Annotated in this window: 13 protein-coding genes; 5 read left to right on the plus strand and 8 right to left on the minus strand. The window is 38.4% G+C overall.

Annotated features, from left to right (window positions below):
* Nucleotides 1–88: 88 nt before the first annotated feature.
* The gene (locus ACFPM4_RS19990; protein ID WP_382355772.1) at nt 89–592 is read left to right on the plus strand and encodes a hypothetical protein; all 504 of its coding nucleotides are present in this window, start codon (nt 89–91) and stop codon (nt 590–592) included.
* A 185-nt stretch (nt 593–777) separates the two neighbouring features.
* Here ACFPM4_RS19990 and ACFPM4_RS19995 read toward each other — a convergent pair whose 3' ends face one another.
* From ACFPM4_RS19995 to ACFPM4_RS20020, 6 genes are all read right to left on the minus strand, one after another.
* Nucleotides 778–1539 carry a transposase gene (locus tag ACFPM4_RS19995; RefSeq protein WP_382355775.1) on the minus strand — a complete coding sequence of 254 codons (762 nt, stop codon included), beginning with the start codon at nt 1537–1539 and terminating at the stop codon, nt 778–780.
* 410 nt (nt 1540–1949) lie between these two features.
* Nucleotides 1950–2609, minus strand: a complete 660-nt coding sequence (phoU, locus tag ACFPM4_RS20000) for a phosphate signaling complex protein PhoU (protein ID WP_382355778.1) — start codon at nt 2607–2609, stop codon at nt 1950–1952.
* Nucleotides 2610–2621: 12 nt separating this feature from the next.
* Complete coding sequence (pstB, locus tag ACFPM4_RS20005) at nt 2622–3419, minus strand: phosphate ABC transporter ATP-binding protein PstB (protein WP_382355781.1); 798 nt, start codon at nt 3417–3419, stop codon at nt 2622–2624.
* Between the two features lie 18 nt (nt 3420–3437).
* Nucleotides 3438–4259 (minus strand): phosphate ABC transporter permease PstA, encoded by an 822-nt coding sequence (gene pstA / locus ACFPM4_RS20010; RefSeq protein ID WP_382355784.1) that lies wholly within the window; start codon nt 4257–4259, stop codon nt 3438–3440.
* A gap of 1 nt (nt 4260) precedes the next feature.
* On the minus strand, nt 4261–5175 hold the full coding sequence (pstC, locus tag ACFPM4_RS20015) for a phosphate ABC transporter permease subunit PstC (RefSeq protein WP_382355787.1): 915 nt from the start codon (nt 5173–5175) through the stop codon (nt 4261–4263).
* Nucleotides 5176–5235: 60 nt separating this feature from the next.
* Nucleotides 5236–6075 (minus strand): phosphate ABC transporter substrate-binding protein, encoded by an 840-nt coding sequence (locus ACFPM4_RS20020; RefSeq protein WP_382355790.1) that lies wholly within the window; start codon nt 6073–6075, stop codon nt 5236–5238.
* Nucleotides 6076–6685: 610 nt separating this feature from the next.
* On the opposite strand from ACFPM4_RS20020, the gene ACFPM4_RS20025 reads away from it, so the two are divergent.
* Together ACFPM4_RS20025 and ACFPM4_RS20030 are read left to right on the plus strand one after the other, a co-directional pair.
* Nucleotides 6686–8365 carry a methyl-accepting chemotaxis protein gene (locus tag ACFPM4_RS20025; protein ID WP_382355793.1) on the plus strand — a complete coding sequence of 560 codons (1680 nt, stop codon included), beginning with the start codon at nt 6686–6688 and terminating at the stop codon, nt 8363–8365.
* A gap of 258 nt (nt 8366–8623) precedes the next feature.
* Nucleotides 8624–9451 carry a sugar phosphate isomerase/epimerase family protein gene (locus ACFPM4_RS20030; RefSeq protein WP_382355796.1) on the plus strand — a complete coding sequence of 276 codons (828 nt, stop codon included), beginning with the start codon at nt 8624–8626 and terminating at the stop codon, nt 9449–9451.
* A 97-nt stretch (nt 9452–9548) separates the two neighbouring features.
* On the opposite strand, the gene ACFPM4_RS20035 is transcribed toward ACFPM4_RS20030, so the two are convergent.
* A complete protein-coding gene (locus ACFPM4_RS20035; RefSeq protein ID WP_382355799.1) occupies nt 9549–10316 on the minus strand; it encodes a class I SAM-dependent methyltransferase in 768 nt (255 codons plus the stop codon).
* 131 nt (nt 10317–10447) lie between these two features.
* Nucleotides 10448–12124, minus strand: coding sequence for an SWIM zinc finger family protein (locus ACFPM4_RS20040; protein ID WP_382355802.1), 1677 nt, complete (start codon nt 12122–12124; stop codon nt 10448–10450).
* 385 nt (nt 12125–12509) lie between these two features.
* On the opposite strand from ACFPM4_RS20040, the gene cydD reads away from it, so the two are divergent.
* Both cydD and cydC read left to right on the plus strand, forming a co-directional pair.
* Nucleotides 12510–14234: a thiol reductant ABC exporter subunit CydD gene (gene cydD, locus ACFPM4_RS20045; RefSeq protein ID WP_382355805.1), complete on the plus strand. Its 1725-nt coding sequence runs from the start codon at nt 12510–12512 to the stop codon at nt 14232–14234.
* Complete coding sequence (gene cydC / locus ACFPM4_RS20050; RefSeq protein WP_382355808.1) at nt 14234–15943, plus strand: thiol reductant ABC exporter subunit CydC; 1710 nt, start codon at nt 14234–14236, stop codon at nt 15941–15943. Before cydD ends, cydC begins: the two co-directional genes overlap by 1 nt.
* Nucleotides 15944–16223 lie beyond the last annotated feature (280 nt).

Raw genomic sequence — 16223 nt, forward strand, 5'->3', positions numbered from 1 at the left:
ATTATTTAAGAATTGGTTTAGATTTTAGAAATGAATGGTTTTTATACTTTAAAAAGTAGAGAACACACGAAAAGGAGACGAAATAAATATGACAAACACTTCATTATTTAAACAATATAAATTTCTTATTATTGGATTAGGGTTATTAGCACTTATTAGACCAATCATGAAAATGACTGGGTTAATTGATATATTTGGAAGTGAGCAAATAGGAAGTATTGCGATGACGATTTTGATTTCATTAACATGGTTGCTGATTGTTGTGAAGCAAAAAGTAGAAAAACCTATTACTGTCCTTATATTTTCTGGGATTAGTTATGCCATCTTCGCGATTATATTAAGTGGTATCCTGTCACCAATATTAGACGGACAACTGCAAGGTCCACTTACAAATCCATTTGCGTTCATAAGCGTAATAGTAACGAACATCATTTGGGGCCTACTAATTGGTCTGATTGCATCCAGGGTCATGGGGTCAGGTTCCTCGTCCCAAGGGTCACGGGGTCAGGTCCCTCGTCCCAATAATGTACTCATGGGTCACGGGGTCAGGTTCCTCGTCCCAATAATGTACTCGAACCGAAAATTATATTGAATGGAATGTTCATCTCCAATATAAAAAAGCTCCTATTGTAGAAGTTTGTTATACAAAAAAACAAACTTTCTACATAGGAGGTCTTTTGAGTTTCCATTATTAAATTGTATATTCTAATCGAACTAAAAAGGCGATTTTATATTGTCCGCATGTAACTGGGACAGCTTTCCTGACCCCTTGTCCCACTATTGAATTCGCTGTATGACGCTTTTAGAGATGCCTGTAATTCTGGATAGTTGTCTTATAGTGGTTCCATTAAGGTTCTTTAGTTTGAGGATAATATCGTTTCTATCTTTCTTTTCCATTTGTTGAAGTGCATTTCGGCTGTGGATTCCTATTTTACTGAGATACTCTCTAACTTCATCATCTGTTATTTTAGGTAGTACATAATCATCTAAACATTCATCATCGTTGGGTTGTTGCATGTAATGATAAAATAACTCGAAGGCTTTTTTTCTATTGAGGGAAAATAAGTTAAGACCTAAATCAATATCAACCATAACAACAGTACTAGTATATTCATTCATACTCGTCCATTTACAGTCGAAAACATTGGAAGAAATCCCTGCTTTTATAGGGTTTTGGTGGATGTATCTGAGGACAGTCTTAAAATAAGAGGCAGTTTCAACAATTTCGCTTTTATATCTTCCTTGAAACAAGTGGCCGATACTATCATATTTTTGATTGTACCAGTACACATAGCTAGCGCTAATTCTTTGCATTGTTTTAGAGATAGATTCATCTGTTTCTTTTATTAAAAGATGGATATGATTTTCCATCAAGCAATAACAATATAACTTAAAATTACATTTAGCTTTAAACCTTTTCACAGTGTCTAAGAACCGCAACTTATCTTCATCATCCTCAAATATTGTTTGTCGATTCACTCCCCTTAACATAACATGATAAATTCCAACTCTACTCTTCCTCCTCGGTCCTCTCGCCATAATAAATCACCTCCCCTCTGGGACGTGGGGTCAGTTTTTGGGACGTGGGGTCAGTTTTGACGTCCCACTTTAATGGGACATAGGGTCAGTTTTAACGTCCCACATAAAATGTTAATATGACTTATCAAAAGAAGCAAGAACGTACGTTTTGATCGAAATCCAATTTTCACTATATTAATAGCTACAAAATTTATATTTATATCAAGGGAAAATTGATAATTGCATTAAATTCTAATCATGCTATTTTAAATTTAATTTCATAAAAAAATACCCTCAAAAAATTCTAGAGGGTACAAGAAATATAAATTATTTAATTTTGTCTATCAAAACCCATCGGCAATTCGGGACAGGTATCCTGACCCCATGTCCCACTGCCAATTTGGGACGAGTTTCCTGACCCCATGTCCCACTTAAGCATTAAAGTCATATATGCGACCTTTGATTAGGTATGCTGCGCTTTCTGCAATGTTTGTGATGTGGTCGGCTACGCGTTCTAAGTATCGGTTGATAAAGAGTAGTTGTACAAGTTGGGTTGTATCTTCTGGATGACCCTTTAAATAGTCGGTAATTGCCATATAATTTTTTTCATATAATTCATCTACTTTGTCATCCAGTTGACTGACTTCTTTTGCAAGTCCCATGTTCTCAGATATGAATGACTTGAATGACTTATTAAGCATATCGATAGAAAGTTCTTTCATGCTTTCTAAGTCCGTTAAATGAAGCAATGAATTTGCCGTTCCAATTCGAATGGTTGACTTCGCAATGTTTACAGAAAAGTCAGCGATACGCTCAATATCAGAAGCAATCTTCAAAATACCAATCACTTGGCGTAAATCGCGGGCAACTGGCTGCTCTTTCACCATTAGCCAAATAATGAATTGATTAATATCATTTTCAATTTCATCAATTTCCTCATCTTCTTCAATCACTTTTAATGCTAAGGCATTATCTTGTTCCTTGAAGGCAGAAAAAGCTTTTTCTAGTGATTCGACAGTGAGATCCACCATCTCCGTCATTTTAGACTGCAGTTCTTGTAAGTTCTTTTCATAACTTTCACGAATGACCATGATATTCCTCCATTATCCGAAGCGACCTGTTACATAATCTTCTGTTCTTTGATCCTTAGGCATTGAAAAAATGACATTTGTTTCATCATATTCAATTACTTCTCCATTTAAGAAGAAAGCAGTTTTATCAGATACACGAGCAGCTTGCTGCATATTATGTGTCACAATAACGATTGTATATTCATTTTTCATTTTTGTAATCCATTCTTCTACTTTCAATGTAGAAATTGGATCTAATGCAGAAGTCGGCTCGTCCATTAATATAACATCTGGTTTCATCGCGATTGCACGAGCAATACAAACACGTTGTTGCTGACCACCAGATAGTCCAAGTGCGGAGGTTTTCAGGCGATCTTTTACTTCGTCCCAAATAGCTGCACTTTTTAAGCTTTCTTCCACAATTTGATTGAGTTCTTTTTTATTTTTGATTCCTTGCATGCGTGGACCATATGCGACGTTGTCAAAAATACTCATCGGGAATAAATTCGGCTTTTGGAATACCATTCCTACCTTTGTGCGCAGCTTAATGACGTCATTAGATCTATATATATTTTCTTTATCTATTTCAATATCTCCAGTAATTTTCACTCCATCAATTAAATCATTCATACGGTTTAATGTTCGTAAGAAAGTAGATTTCCCACAACCAGAAGGACCAATTAAGGCAGTAACTTCTTTTTCATTAATATCTAGTGATACTTTATATAAAGCTTGTTTTTCCCCATAAAATAAATCAAGATTTCTTACACTAATTTTGGCAGTTTCTCCTGTTGATTGCTTAATTTCGCTTCCATTAATTGTTGTTTTCATCTATTGCACCTCAATACATTATCTACTTTTGTTAAATTTTTTCGAGATAAACGTTGCGGAGAAGTTAAGAAACAAGATGATGACAATTAAGACGATTCCAACTGCCGATGCAAGTTCTATGTCTCCAGCCTCCTGTGTCACCAAATACGAATGAACCGATAATGTTCTAGCCGACGAGAAAATACTTTCTGGCATCGCCGCAACGGTTCCTGCTGTTAAAAATATCGCTGCAGACTCACCCACGATTCGGCCAATCGATAGAATGATTCCAGATAAAATACCAGGTATCGCACTTGGCAAAATTACTTTATATAACGTTTGTAGTTTCGTCGTTCCTAGCGCTAAAGAACCCTCGCGATATGATTTCGGTACCGTCTTTAAAGCTTCTTCCGTCGTACGAATAACAACTGGTAAAACAATGATTGTTAACGTTAAGGAAGCGGCAATAATGGACATACCGAATTTTAACGTAGTGACAAAAAATACTGCCCCGAACAATCCATAAATAATCGATGGAATTCCGGTTAAACTTTCAGTTGCAAAGCGAATGATTCGGACCATACGTCCTTGTTTCGCATACTCCTGCAAATATACAGCTGCCAATATACCAATTGGCGTTGCGATTAACAAGGAAATGAAAATGGTATAAAGTGTTGTCACTACCATCGGCCATATTCCTCCGCCACCAATTGGAGAATAATCACCGAATATAAAATCAAAGCTAATTAACCGATAGCCTTTATATATAATGTAACCTACAATGATAACGAGTATAGCAACGGTTAATAAAGCGGAAAACCAAAGAAGGCCATATAAGAAATTGTCCTTAAATTTCCTCATCTTATTTATCCCCCTTCGAACTTATTCTCGCTAACACAAAGTTTAAAATTAAAATAAAGGAGAATAATACGATACCCGTTGCAAATAGCATTTCTTGATGTGTTCCGAAAGCATATCCCATCTCTAGGGCAATATTCGTTGTTAATGGACGAATACTATCCGTTAAACTTGTAGGTAATGTGAGACTGTTTCCTGCTACTAGTATAACTGCCATCGTTTCTCCAATCGCTCGTCCTAAACCAAGTACGACAGCAGCCATAATTCCTGATTTCGCAGCAGGAACTACGACTTTAAATATCGTACCGACAGGAGAAGCCCCAAGTGCAAGGGAACCTTCGCGATACGATTTTGGAACAGCGCGAATAGCTGTCTCTGCCACTGTCACAATCGTTGGTAACATCATAATGGCTAGAACTAGAATTACCGCCAATAAACTATGCCCTTTCGCTAAATTCAGGTTGTTTTGCAAGAAAGGAATGATAATTGCTAAACCGAATACACCATATAACACGGATGGGATCCCAGCAAGTAACTGTACAGCTGGTGAAATGACCTTTGCCACGCTTTTTGGGGCAATTTCTGCTAAAAAGATGGCTGTCCATAAACCGATAGGAACACCGATAATTAATGCTCCAATCGTTGCAAAAATGGATGCAACGATCATCGGGAAGATCCCAAACTTATCCTCACTAGGTACCCAATCCATCCCAAAGATGAAATCAATAAAACTATAACCACCAGCAATAAATGGATGAGACCCTTTGTAAAATACGAATCCAACGATTAACAATAAACTAAAAACCGAAAGGAGAGCGCAAAATAGAAATAGTTTGGATGAAAGGTGCTCCATCATATATTTGCTTCTATTTTTTCTCTCAATTACTTCTGGTTGTTTTTTATTAACTGAACTTGGCATCATTTTTCCTCCAAGGTTGTTTAACAGATGATGGTACTAATTTTTCATCATAATTGTTAATTATTTTATTGGGATAGCACCAGTCTCTGATACTAACTTCTGTCCTTCGTCACTTAAGATATAATCAATGAACTGCTGACCTGCTTCTGTCAGATTTTCTTCTTTATGAACAAATAAAAATGGTCGTGATATACCGTATGTTTTGTTTAAAACATTTTCCACAGTTGCTTCCACACCATTAATACTTAACGTAGAAACAGAGTCATCGACATATTCAAAAGAAATAAAACCTACTGCATGTTTATTCATCGCAACGGTTGTTTTAATATTCCCATTTCCGCTCGCAACAATCGCGCTTTTTACTAATTGACCAGATGAGTAGTCTACAATCTCTTGAAAGGCATCACGAGAACCCGAACCATCCTCACGAGAAACAACGACAATTTCCATGTCCTTTCCTCCAAGTTCCTTCCAATTCGTGATTTTCCCTGTAAAAATATCTTTTACTTGTTCGATGGTCACATTTTTCACTTTATTAGTAGGATGAGTAACGACTACAATCCCGTCATAAGCAATGATTGTTTCTTGCAAACCATTTGCTACTTCTTCTTCTTTCAAATCCCGTGAAGACATGCCAATTTCCGACACTCCACTCGTAGCATTGGTAATGCCCGCTGAAGAACCAATTTGATTAATTTCTATCTTCATATTTGGATTCTTCTCTGTATATTTAAGGGCTAATTTTTCTGCTAAAGGTCCAACTGATGTCGAGCCTGAAATAGACACTGTGGTAGTACCACCTGATGCTGCTCCCGATGCGTTATCATTTCCACATCCCCATAAAATTAGAGGTATAAGCAACAGTAATAACCCTATCTTTCCTTTTTTCAAGAACCTCATTAGCAAACCTCCATGATCGTCTTCTAGCCACATTCTTATTTAATAGCTTAACTAAAAACAAGAATATCATGCTCCGTAAATTATTGATGATGATTGTGTAAAGGTAATGTTAAGATTGTGTAAATTTATCGAAAGCGGTTAACTTTTAACACCAAAAAATCTAGAAATAGTAAGCATTAAATAGACTACAACCTATTGATATCAGGATTTCCTACTATTAATTTAATATTAAGATATTATGAAGACGGTATATTTGCGTGGGTCATGGGGTCAGGTTCATCGTCCCAAATTGGTCCAAATGGGTCATAGGGTCAGATTCATTGTCCCTGGGACATGGGGTCAGGTTCATTGTCCCAATTTTAAATTGGACCGAGGTTGCTGACCCCAAATGGGACATAGGGTCAGGATCATCGTCCCAACTTTAAAATGGTCCGAATGGGACATGGTTGCTGACCCCATGTACCTCTGACCCCATGTCCCTTTTTCTAATATAGGCATTTTCTCAGATTTGGAATTACGTTCATCGCCCACTTGTTAACAAAATAAAAATAAGTCGGCGTTCGTTACTATTGTGCTATAATGTCTACGTTGTTTTAGAGGGGGAAAGTAAATGAAGATTAGAACAAAGCTCGGATTAGTCGTTGGGATTTTTGTCATTGCATTACTTATTTCTGGAGGCTTGGCAATTTATCTATTCAAAGAAACAGAGAAAGCATTTAGTGAAATGGAAAAGTACCGCACCGTACAATTAACGATGAAGACAATACAATATCGTTTTACTGGAATTTCAAATGATGAAAGAGGATTTCTCCTTACCGGGGATAAAGAATTTGCAACAGGGCTACAAGAGAAAATTACCGATATTGAGCAACACTTAACTGAATTGAAAAACGTACAGCTTGATAATTCAAGTAAAAACTCTATACATAACATTAGTGAGAGTCTGCAAACGTATTTTAATAAGAATAAACAAATGCTAAAAGCTGATAAAACTGAACAAGCCTTACATATACACATGGAAGAACAAAGAGATATTCGTAAAGAATTAGTAGATCCTACTATACATACATTCATTGATGAGGTCTCGAAAACGATCGAGGAAAAGGAAATTTCCCTACAAGAGACAGAGAAATTTAGTACTGCAATCCTCTATTTAGTGATTGCTATTTCGATTATCCTCGGTGTCACATTCTCTCTCCTTATCATACGTTCGATTAATAGACCAATCGCTATGATGAATACACGCTTGAAGGAGATTGCTGAAGGCGAAAGTGACCTTACCCAGTCCATTACAATTAAAACGAAAGATGAATTGGGAGAAATCGCGGCTTCTTTTAACGCGATGCTTGCAAAGCTACGTTCGTTGATTCAACATATCGTTGTACATGGCGAGCACGTTGCGGCTGCTTCGGAACAGTTAGCCGCTAGTTCAGAAGAAACGACAAAAGCTACCGAACAAATTGTAGCAAATGTGCAGGAAGTTGCGGCAGGAAGCGATCAACAAGTGATGAGTATTCAAAATACACATCAAACAATTAAAGAATTGTCGACACTTGTGAATAAAATCGCAGCTAGTTCCGAAATAGTGTCCCAATCATCTGTTCATGCTGCAAACAAAGCAGTTGATGGTACTATATCCATCCACCATATTACAAATTACATGGATGACATAAATAACACCGTGCAGAATCTCTCTGGAAAAATTCAATCTTTAGGAGAGAAATCGAATCAAATCCAAGATATTATTACGGTTATTACTGGGATAGCGGAGCAGACAAACCTATTAGCCTTAAATGCAGCCATTGAAGCAGCAAGGGCCGGTGAGCATGGGCAAGGATTTGCGGTCGTAGCAGAGCAAGTGCGCAAACTAGCGGAGCAATCCTCTGTGTCGGCAAAACAAATTACGTCCCTTATTAGTAACATTACTACTGAAACAGAGGGAACAGTTCAATCGATGCATGATACGACAAGTAAGGTGGCCAACGGCATTCATTTTATACAAGAGACAGGGGAATCTTTCGAACAGATTGAACATGGAATCCAGGGAGTAACGAGTCAAATTCAAGAAGTTGCTGGAGCTGTTCAACAGCTAACAGAACATGCGAACGAAATGATAAACAATATGAACACACTAGCTGACATATCGGAGGTAACCGCTACTAGTACACAAAGCATGTCCGCCTCCACCGAAGAACAATTAGCAACAATGGAGGAAATCACCTCCTCCTCTTATGCGCTAACACAACAAGCCGAAGAACTACAAGACCTAATGAGAAAATTTAAAGTGTAGTGGGACATGGGGTCAGGTTCAATGTCCCACTTTCGGGATGGGACACGGGGTCAGGTTCACTGTCCCACTTTCGGGATGGGACACGGGGTCAGGTTCACTGTCCTAGTTACACATCGACCTAGGGAGCTGACCCTACTATGTCCCTAATCGACCGAAGTTGCTGCCCCCGTATCCCCTACCCCTTCTTTTTAAAAGAAGGGGTTTTCCCTTTCGAGAGCGAATTCTTTTTAAAGGAAGTATTTTTAAGGAGGAATGCGAATGTCTTATTTGTCTGTCAGTACATGGAGCTTACATCGAAATCTAGGTCCTCTGCGTTGGACGGAGTGGGATAATCAGGAAAAACAGCATGTTACGAATATAGAAGAACAAGCGGAAACAACCACACTGTTGGAGTTACCAGCAGTTCTCGCTGCAAAAGGATTTCAAACAGTAGAAATCTGCCATTTTCACTTTCCACATACTAATGCAAATTACTTACAACAATTACGAACCGCACTAAAGGAAGCAAGCATCACCCTACATACTCTTTTATTAGATTATAGTGATATTTCATCCACAGATGAGGATCGAACTCAAGCTGATATTCAATTTATAAAAGAGTGGATTGATATCGCTAGTACCGTTGGGGCGAAGCAAATTAGAATCATTGCTGGTGATGCGTCACCTGATGACACAAGTGCATTAGTACGAGTATCCGAGCATTTTAATTCACTTGCGCAGTATGCGGAAGAACGAAATGTCCGTGTAGTGACTGAAAACTTCCGATCACTTGCATCCACAGCCGAAAATTGCCTTCACATCGTGGAAAATAGTAATCAAAAAGTAGCACTTATCGCGGACTTTGGTAATTTTACTGGAAGTACAAAATATGAAGAACTCGCCAAGATTCTTCCTTATAGTACATCTGTCCATGCAAAACCTAATTATGATGGGGATGGAATGCCAGAGGAAGCAGAGTTCCGCAAATGTCTCGACCTTCTACAAGCTGTCAACTATGATGGACCGATTAATATAATTTATGACGGACCGGGTGATATGTGGGCAGGAATTGAGCGGGTGAAAAGGATTGTGGAGGAATACTTATAGGAGAAACCAGGGCAGGCATGTAGGATCCTGCCCTGGTTTGTTTTTGGATTGGGGTTACTGATACCGTCTTTGGGACGAGGTTCCTGACCCCTTGTCCCTAATCCTTAATCGCAACTATTCGGATTCGTTTATAGTCCACTTCCCATTTTCCGTTTTTAAACAGGTGAGGTTGGATTTTATGTTTAACTTTTGCATACATAGAGTGTTTTTCTTCTGGAGAAAACCCTTGGAAGAAGTCCCCGGTAAAGCTTTCTAAAAAGTGGATTATTCCATTTTCTCCATCAGGTAATTGGGTAGGCCGTTCAAAATGGTGGGCATATATAACGTGAAACCCATGATTTTCTAATAGCATGCTATATTCACCTATACTTGGGAAATACCAAGGATTTCTTTCTTCTGCATGGATCTCATAGTCTTCCCATAGCACCTCAGAAATTCCATTAATCAAAGTTTGAACATTTCCCCTTCCCCCAAATTCAGCAACGAATCTACCACCAGATCGTAATGTTACATTAATAGATTCGACTACCTTCTCAGCATTTTTCATCCAATGAAGAGCTGCATTTGAAAAAATAGCATCATATTTCGTATCCGTTCTAAACAACTCCGCATCTCCAATAAGAAATTGAATACCTGGATATTTTTTCTTCGCCTGTTCAATCATGTCCTTTGAAAAATCCATTCCTGTAACATTGGCACCAGACTTAGAAATTTCATATGTAAGGTCCCCTGTACCACAACCAATATCTAAAATCTTCTCACCCTTAGTTGGTTGAAGCAATTCCACAACACCCTTACCAAAGCTAGAAACATACCCCATCTTGTCATCATACAAATCAGGATTCCATTCATTTACAGAACTCATAATAATATCCCTCTCCTTTGTGGGACACAGGGTCAGGTTCCTCGTCCCAACGTTCATTAAAATAGTGGGACGAGGTTCCTGACCCCATGTCCCAATTGAAAAGATGGGACAAGGTTCCTGACCCCTTGTCCCTATAATTTACCCAATTCATCGATGAATGCTGGTTTTCGGTTATAGAGGGTTTTAAATTCTTCTTTTAGTGCTTCTTGTTTTTCTTTTCCGGCGATATATAGATAGTCTTTTAATTTTTTACAAACTAATTTATAATCTTTTCGATTGGTAGCGGAACTAGCTAACCCTTGTACGAACTTCGTATATATTTCAATAACCTCAACCCTGTATTCCTCTATTAATTTATCTTTATATCGTTCAATATTATCTGGTTTTTCCATCACATAATCGAGCATTGCTTCCAAATCTTTTTCTGCTTCTATCACTAGCAAATATGTAGACTCCACGTGCCAGCTGCTTATATTTTTCTTCATTTCCCGCTTTAAATCCTCGTAAAAATTAGGGTCATCCTTAGCACATAATTCTTTCAACTCTACATAATAGTCAAATTTACCAGCAAACAATAGTTCTTTTGCCAACTTCACCTGGTCTTCTTTATATCCGAGTCCTTTATAGGCTTTATACCGATACGCTTTCCATTGCAGTACTAGCCCCCGTAACTTTTCATCTTGTGATTCACCTTCGACCGCAAGCTCTAATGCCTTTTGATAATTCCCCTCTCTAAGTTGCTGTTGGATAAACTTTTCTCTAAACGAAGAATATTGTAGATTCTCTTTCAAAAAAGCTTCCACTTCTTCCGATGTACCATTTTCATTCAATATATCAAATAGAATCTCAAGTAATTGTTCCTTATGATAGCGATTATCCGCAGCTGTAAGAAGGAGTGTATTCACTTTATCCTGCAGTCTTGCTCTAAGTGTTGGTACGTCGGCAAATTCTATACAAACTGAAAGCAATTCAATAGAAAATTCTTCCCACCCTTTGAAAATAGGACGATCACATTGACGTAAAATCGCATCAAAAATCTCTGCTCTTTGCTCTAGTTCATAATCCTCTGCATATATGGCGATTTCACTTAGCTCTTTTATTGCTCCACGGACTAAAAAGCCAATTGAACCGGAGGAATCATCTGCATACTGGAAAGCTTTAATCGCTTCTTCTAGTACTAATAATGGTATGGCAACGGCTACATTATGATTAGACGTCTTACTCGCTTTCTCCAATATCGCTTCCATATCACGTACATAATCAAACACATCACGATAATGAATAAAACCTTGTCTTCCTTTATGGGCACGTACTACTTCCTTTATCGCTTTTTTACAGTGCTTTATTTCGTCCTCATAGTCATGTTTGGAATATTTATAAACAAGATTACTTTCCAATACCTCATCTTTTTCAGCTAGTTCGAGGATAACTGTAATTAATTCTTCTTTTGATAGTTCTCGTAACACATCTATTAATTCAATCTTCTTTTCAATCTTCTTTCCACTTTTCTTTCCAATCTTCTTCACCTCTTGCTTAATCCCGTGGATATCTTCAAGTAATTCATAAAATGCTGCCACCTGGTGCTTACAAATAGGACCATAATCATATGGACAATCACAATTCGAAGAAATAATTTCCCCATTCTCTCCCAGCTTCACGACAACCTCATAGCGATCACTACCATTTACAACTAATAAATACTCATCTGCACCTACATATTTCTCCACAATACTACCCGAAGCATAATAATCATAGCCTCTCTCTTTTACCTTCTCGCTTACAAATTCTTCGAAATTAAGAATGTTCATTTGCTTCACCTCTCCTGGGACAAGGGGTCAGGAACACTGTCCCAAATTCTTCCGTCTCTTGACATTTAAAACAATTTTAACATCAATACGTAACTACATGCTGGTGAATTTGGAAATTTACTTGGAAATCACTTTAAAAAGTTTAATAGAACAAAGTGCATTCTAGTAATTATTGAAATTGGGTGGGACGAGGGTGTCTGACTCCATGTCCCTCTGAAATTGCCGGGACAAGGTTCCTGACCCCATGTCCCCTTGACCCCATGTCCCCTAAATATCCCATTTCAACCGTACTTTCCCACGCTGTTCCTTGTTTTACTCTCGTTTCGTTATGAGGTATAATTATGTGAAGTACTTCACTATGTGTTGAAGGGAGTGTTGAGGTGCTATGAGTTTGAAAGAGTTAGCTTTTGAACAGAGAGGAAAGGTAATCCTGCTCATTATGATGGCAGTTCTTTCTGGTGCAGTTATTGTAGCTCAAGGTTACTTAATTGTTTCCATAGTCGACCAAGTTTTTCTACAAGAAGCAACGTTTACGGATATAGCCCCGTTTTTATATACATTGCTTGCCATTCTATTTGCTCGTGCTGCTTTTCATTTTTTAAGCGGGAGAACAGGAGTCAAAATGGCGGCGAAAGTAAAAGGTGATTTACGAAAAAGCTTGTTACAGCGATACTCCAGAAATCCACTACAAGCATCTCTTCGTGGTCAATCTGGACAAAAAGTGAGTGTGTTAATGGATACGGTTGATGAAATCGATAGTTATTTCAGCAGTTATATGCCACAGCTCATACAAGCCACCATTATTCCAATCATTCTATTAATCGTCATTTCTACTCAACATATTGCAACGGCGATCATTATTTTAATAACTGCTCCATTTATTCCTATTTACATGATTGTCATTGGTTTTAAAACGAAGGACAAATCAGAGGAACAATTGGATAAAATGGCTGCTTTTTCAGGTACGTTCTTAGATACATTACAAGGAATTACAACACTAAAATTATTCGGACGCGCTCGTCAGCAAAAAGAAGCGATAAAGAAAAGTAGTTTAGAATTTCGCGAAGCAACGATGCAAGTATTGAAAATCGCGTTCAATAATTCTTTAGCGTTAGAGTTTATTTCCATGTTAAGTATGGGATTAATCGCGATGGAATTAGCGATTCGTTTAATCATTTACCAAAACATCGACTTCTTCACCGCTTTCTTCATGTTAGTGCTCGCACCTGAATTTTATACAAAATTAAAGGATCTCGGTAGTGCCTTCCACACAGGTCGAGGCAGTATGGGCGCAGCGAAGAAGTTGGAAAAAGAGCTTTCGGAAGAAGAAACGAAGGTGGATTGGGGAGAAACAAATTTAGAGAAAAACACTCCACCAAGTATCGAGTTAAAAGCAGCAAGTTTTAGTTATGGAAGTTCAAAATTTACTTTGAAAAATATCAATATTAATATGCAGCCGTATGAACAAATTGCCATTGTTGGGAAAACCGGGGCTGGGAAGTCGACTTTATTACTCATGCTCGCTGGCCTTGTCCCTTTATCAGAAGGTCAAATGTTGATTAACGGACGTGAGCGTTCCACTATTCGCGAACAAGCTTGGTTTGATCAATTAAGTTATATTTCGCAACACCCGTACCTTTTTTCCGGAATAATGGCGGAAAATATAGCGATTGGACGCACGGAAAAAGCGACACGCTCAGAAATCGAGCAAGCAGCGGAAAAAGCGGGACTTTTACCATTGATTGCTACACTTGAACATGGGTTGGATACTCCTATTGGAGAAGCAGGAAGAGGAATTTCTGGCGGGGAAAAACAACGTATTGCACTTGCAAGAGCATTCCTGAAAAACCCATCCGTTATTCTATTCGACGAGCCAACAACTGGGCTCGACCTCGAAACGGAGCAGATTTTGCAAGCAGCCATGATGGAATTAGCGAAAACAGCAACAGTCATTACGGTTGCACATCGCCTCCACACCATCAAAAATGCGGATAAAATCTTATTTTTAGAGCAAGGAGAACTGTTAGCTACAGGCACACATGATGAATTAATTGCATCTGTACCAGCCTATCGTGAAATGGTGTCTATCCAGCAAGGGAGGGACGAATAATGAAGTCTATCATTAAGGTGCTTTTACAAGAAAAAAAGGATATTTACCTTTCGATTCTTTGTGGATTTATTGCCGGAATTACGGCTGTCGCGCTCTTCTCTGCAAGTGGTTATCTCATTTCCAAAGCAGCACTCGTACCTCCTATTTATACGCTGATGATTATAGTAGCATCTGTAAAGCTATTAGGGATTATTTCCGCTCTAAGTAGGTACGGAGAACGCTTATATTCGCATCGCGCTACATTCACGATGTTAAGTAATTTGCGTGTTTCTTTTTATGAAAAATTAGAACCACGCTCACCGAGAATTTTTCAGAAGTTCCGTAGTGGCGACCTCCTTTCACGGATTGTAGGGGATGTCGAAACATTACAGAATTTCTTCTTACGCGTATTTTATCCACCAATCGTATTAATGTTGGTGTTATTAAGTACGATTCTATTTACAATCATATTTTCGATGGAAATTGCCGTCGTGTTATTTATTGGTTTAATGCTAACGATCATCGTCGTACCGGCATGTTTCGCAATAGGGCAACGTAAAATTGATTCCCATGTACGCGAAAGTCGGGGTGCCTTATCAACGGATGCAACAGAGTTTTTATATGGATTCCGTGATTTAAAAATCTATCAGCAACTAGATGCAAAAGAAACGGAGCTCCATCAATCCGTGGATACGTATAATCGTGACCACGAACGCAATGGTATCCACCTTTTATTCGGGGAATCTGTGAACACATTTGTCTCCCTGCTCGTGTCATGGGCAGTGTTAGCGATTGGCGCTTACTTAGTTACGGACGGCAAGCTGGATGGTCTTTTCTTGGCGATGCTGTTAATGGTTTCGTTAACTGCGTTTGAAAATACGAAAACAATGGCTGTTTTTCCAAGTCATTTAGAAGATAGTCGCCAAGCTGCGGCTAGGCTCCAAGGGGTAGTTGATTCAGTTCCGTTGCAGAAGGAAAAGCCTTTAGAAAAACTATCTGGACTGGATTCTGGTCCAGCAATTCAGTTCAAGGATGTTTCGTTTACTTATCCAGACGAAACTCGTCTCACGCTTGAAAATATTAATGTGACGTTAGAAAAAGGTACAAAAACAGCGATTGTTGGCCCTAGTGGTTCTGGAAAATCAACTCTCTTGCAGTTATTGTTAAAAATGTACAGTGTAGATCATGGTGAGATAACAATCAACGGTCATTCGATTGATTCGCTAACGGACGAAAGTATTTGGGAAAACACGAATGTGGTGCTACAAGCAAATCATTTCTTCTATGGCACAATTCGCGATAATTTATTGCTTGCTAATGAACAAGTAAGCGATGAGGAAATGGAAGCAGTATTAGCAAATGTACAACTTAGCCATTTTTCATTATCTGACCAAGTGTTAGAAAAAGGCGAAAACCTCTCTGGTGGGGAAAAACAAAGACTAGCAATTGCTCGTACAATGTTGAAAAAAGCTAAGCTATGGCTATTAGATGAACCAACATCATCCCTAGACGCCATCACAGAAAAAAAGATTTATGAACAGTTATTTGAGTTAGCAAAAGACGACACCCTCGTCCTCGTTAGCCATCGTCTCACTGGCATAGAAAAAATGGACCAAATCATCGTCATCGACCATGGAAAAATCATCGAAGCAGGTACATTCAATGAACTCATGCAACAACAAGGCTACTTCTATAAAATGAAGCAAATTGAACAGAGCGTGTTTATGTAGTGAGAGTTTGATGTGAAATGGTGATAGAGCGGTTCTATTAGACATTTCGGATGGAATTTTGTGATGAAAGGTCTTATAGTACTGCTCTATTGGACATTTCGGATGGGATCTTGTGGTGAAATGTCCATTAGCACCGTTCTATTAGACGTTTGAACGGCAAGACTCATTTGAAATGTCCAATAGATTTGAGCAGCCCTATTCATCAACTAAACCGATAAACATTCGAAATCCTGATGATATATATAGGTCTGTTTAAGATGAATACTTTTCCTAGTCACTT

Origin of the sequence: Lederbergia graminis, from assembly GCF_042655485.1 — a bacterium.
In the GTDB taxonomy this organism is placed as follows: domain Bacteria; phylum Bacillota; class Bacilli; order Bacillales; family Bacillaceae_C; genus Lederbergia; species Lederbergia graminis.

Coding starts and splice junctions, on each gene's coding strand:
- ACFPM4_RS20030 (WP_382355796.1), top strand. CDS start 8,624: ATGTCTTATTTGTCTGTCAGTACATGGAGCTTACATCGAAATCTAGGT.
- pstA (WP_382355784.1), bottom strand. CDS start 4,259: ATGAGGAAATTTAAGGACAATTTCTTATATGGCCTTCTTTGGTTTTCC.
- ACFPM4_RS19990 (WP_382355772.1), top strand. CDS start 89: ATGACAAACACTTCATTATTTAAACAATATAAATTTCTTATTATTGGA.
- ACFPM4_RS20025 (WP_382355793.1), top strand. CDS start 6,686: ATGAAGATTAGAACAAAGCTCGGATTAGTCGTTGGGATTTTTGTCATT.
- ACFPM4_RS20040 (WP_382355802.1), bottom strand. CDS start 12,124: ATGAACATTCTTAATTTCGAAGAATTTGTAAGCGAGAAGGTAAAAGAG.
- ACFPM4_RS19995 (WP_382355775.1), bottom strand. CDS start 1,539: ATGGCGAGAGGACCGAGGAGGAAGAGTAGAGTTGGAATTTATCATGTT.
- pstB (WP_382355781.1), bottom strand. CDS start 3,419: ATGAAAACAACAATTAATGGAAGCGAAATTAAGCAATCAACAGGAGAA.
- ACFPM4_RS20035 (WP_382355799.1), bottom strand. CDS start 10,316: ATGAGTTCTGTAAATGAATGGAATCCTGATTTGTATGATGACAAGATG.
- pstC (WP_382355787.1), bottom strand. CDS start 5,175: ATGCCAAGTTCAGTTAATAAAAAACAACCAGAAGTAATTGAGAGAAAA.
- phoU (WP_382355778.1), bottom strand. CDS start 2,609: ATGGTCATTCGTGAAAGTTATGAAAAGAACTTACAAGAACTGCAGTCT.
- cydD (WP_382355805.1), top strand. CDS start 12,510: ATGAGTTTGAAAGAGTTAGCTTTTGAACAGAGAGGAAAGGTAATCCTG.
- ACFPM4_RS20020 (WP_382355790.1), bottom strand. CDS start 6,075: ATGAGGTTCTTGAAAAAAGGAAAGATAGGGTTATTACTGTTGCTTATA.
- cydC (WP_382355808.1), top strand. CDS start 14,234: ATGAAGTCTATCATTAAGGTGCTTTTACAAGAAAAAAAGGATATTTAC.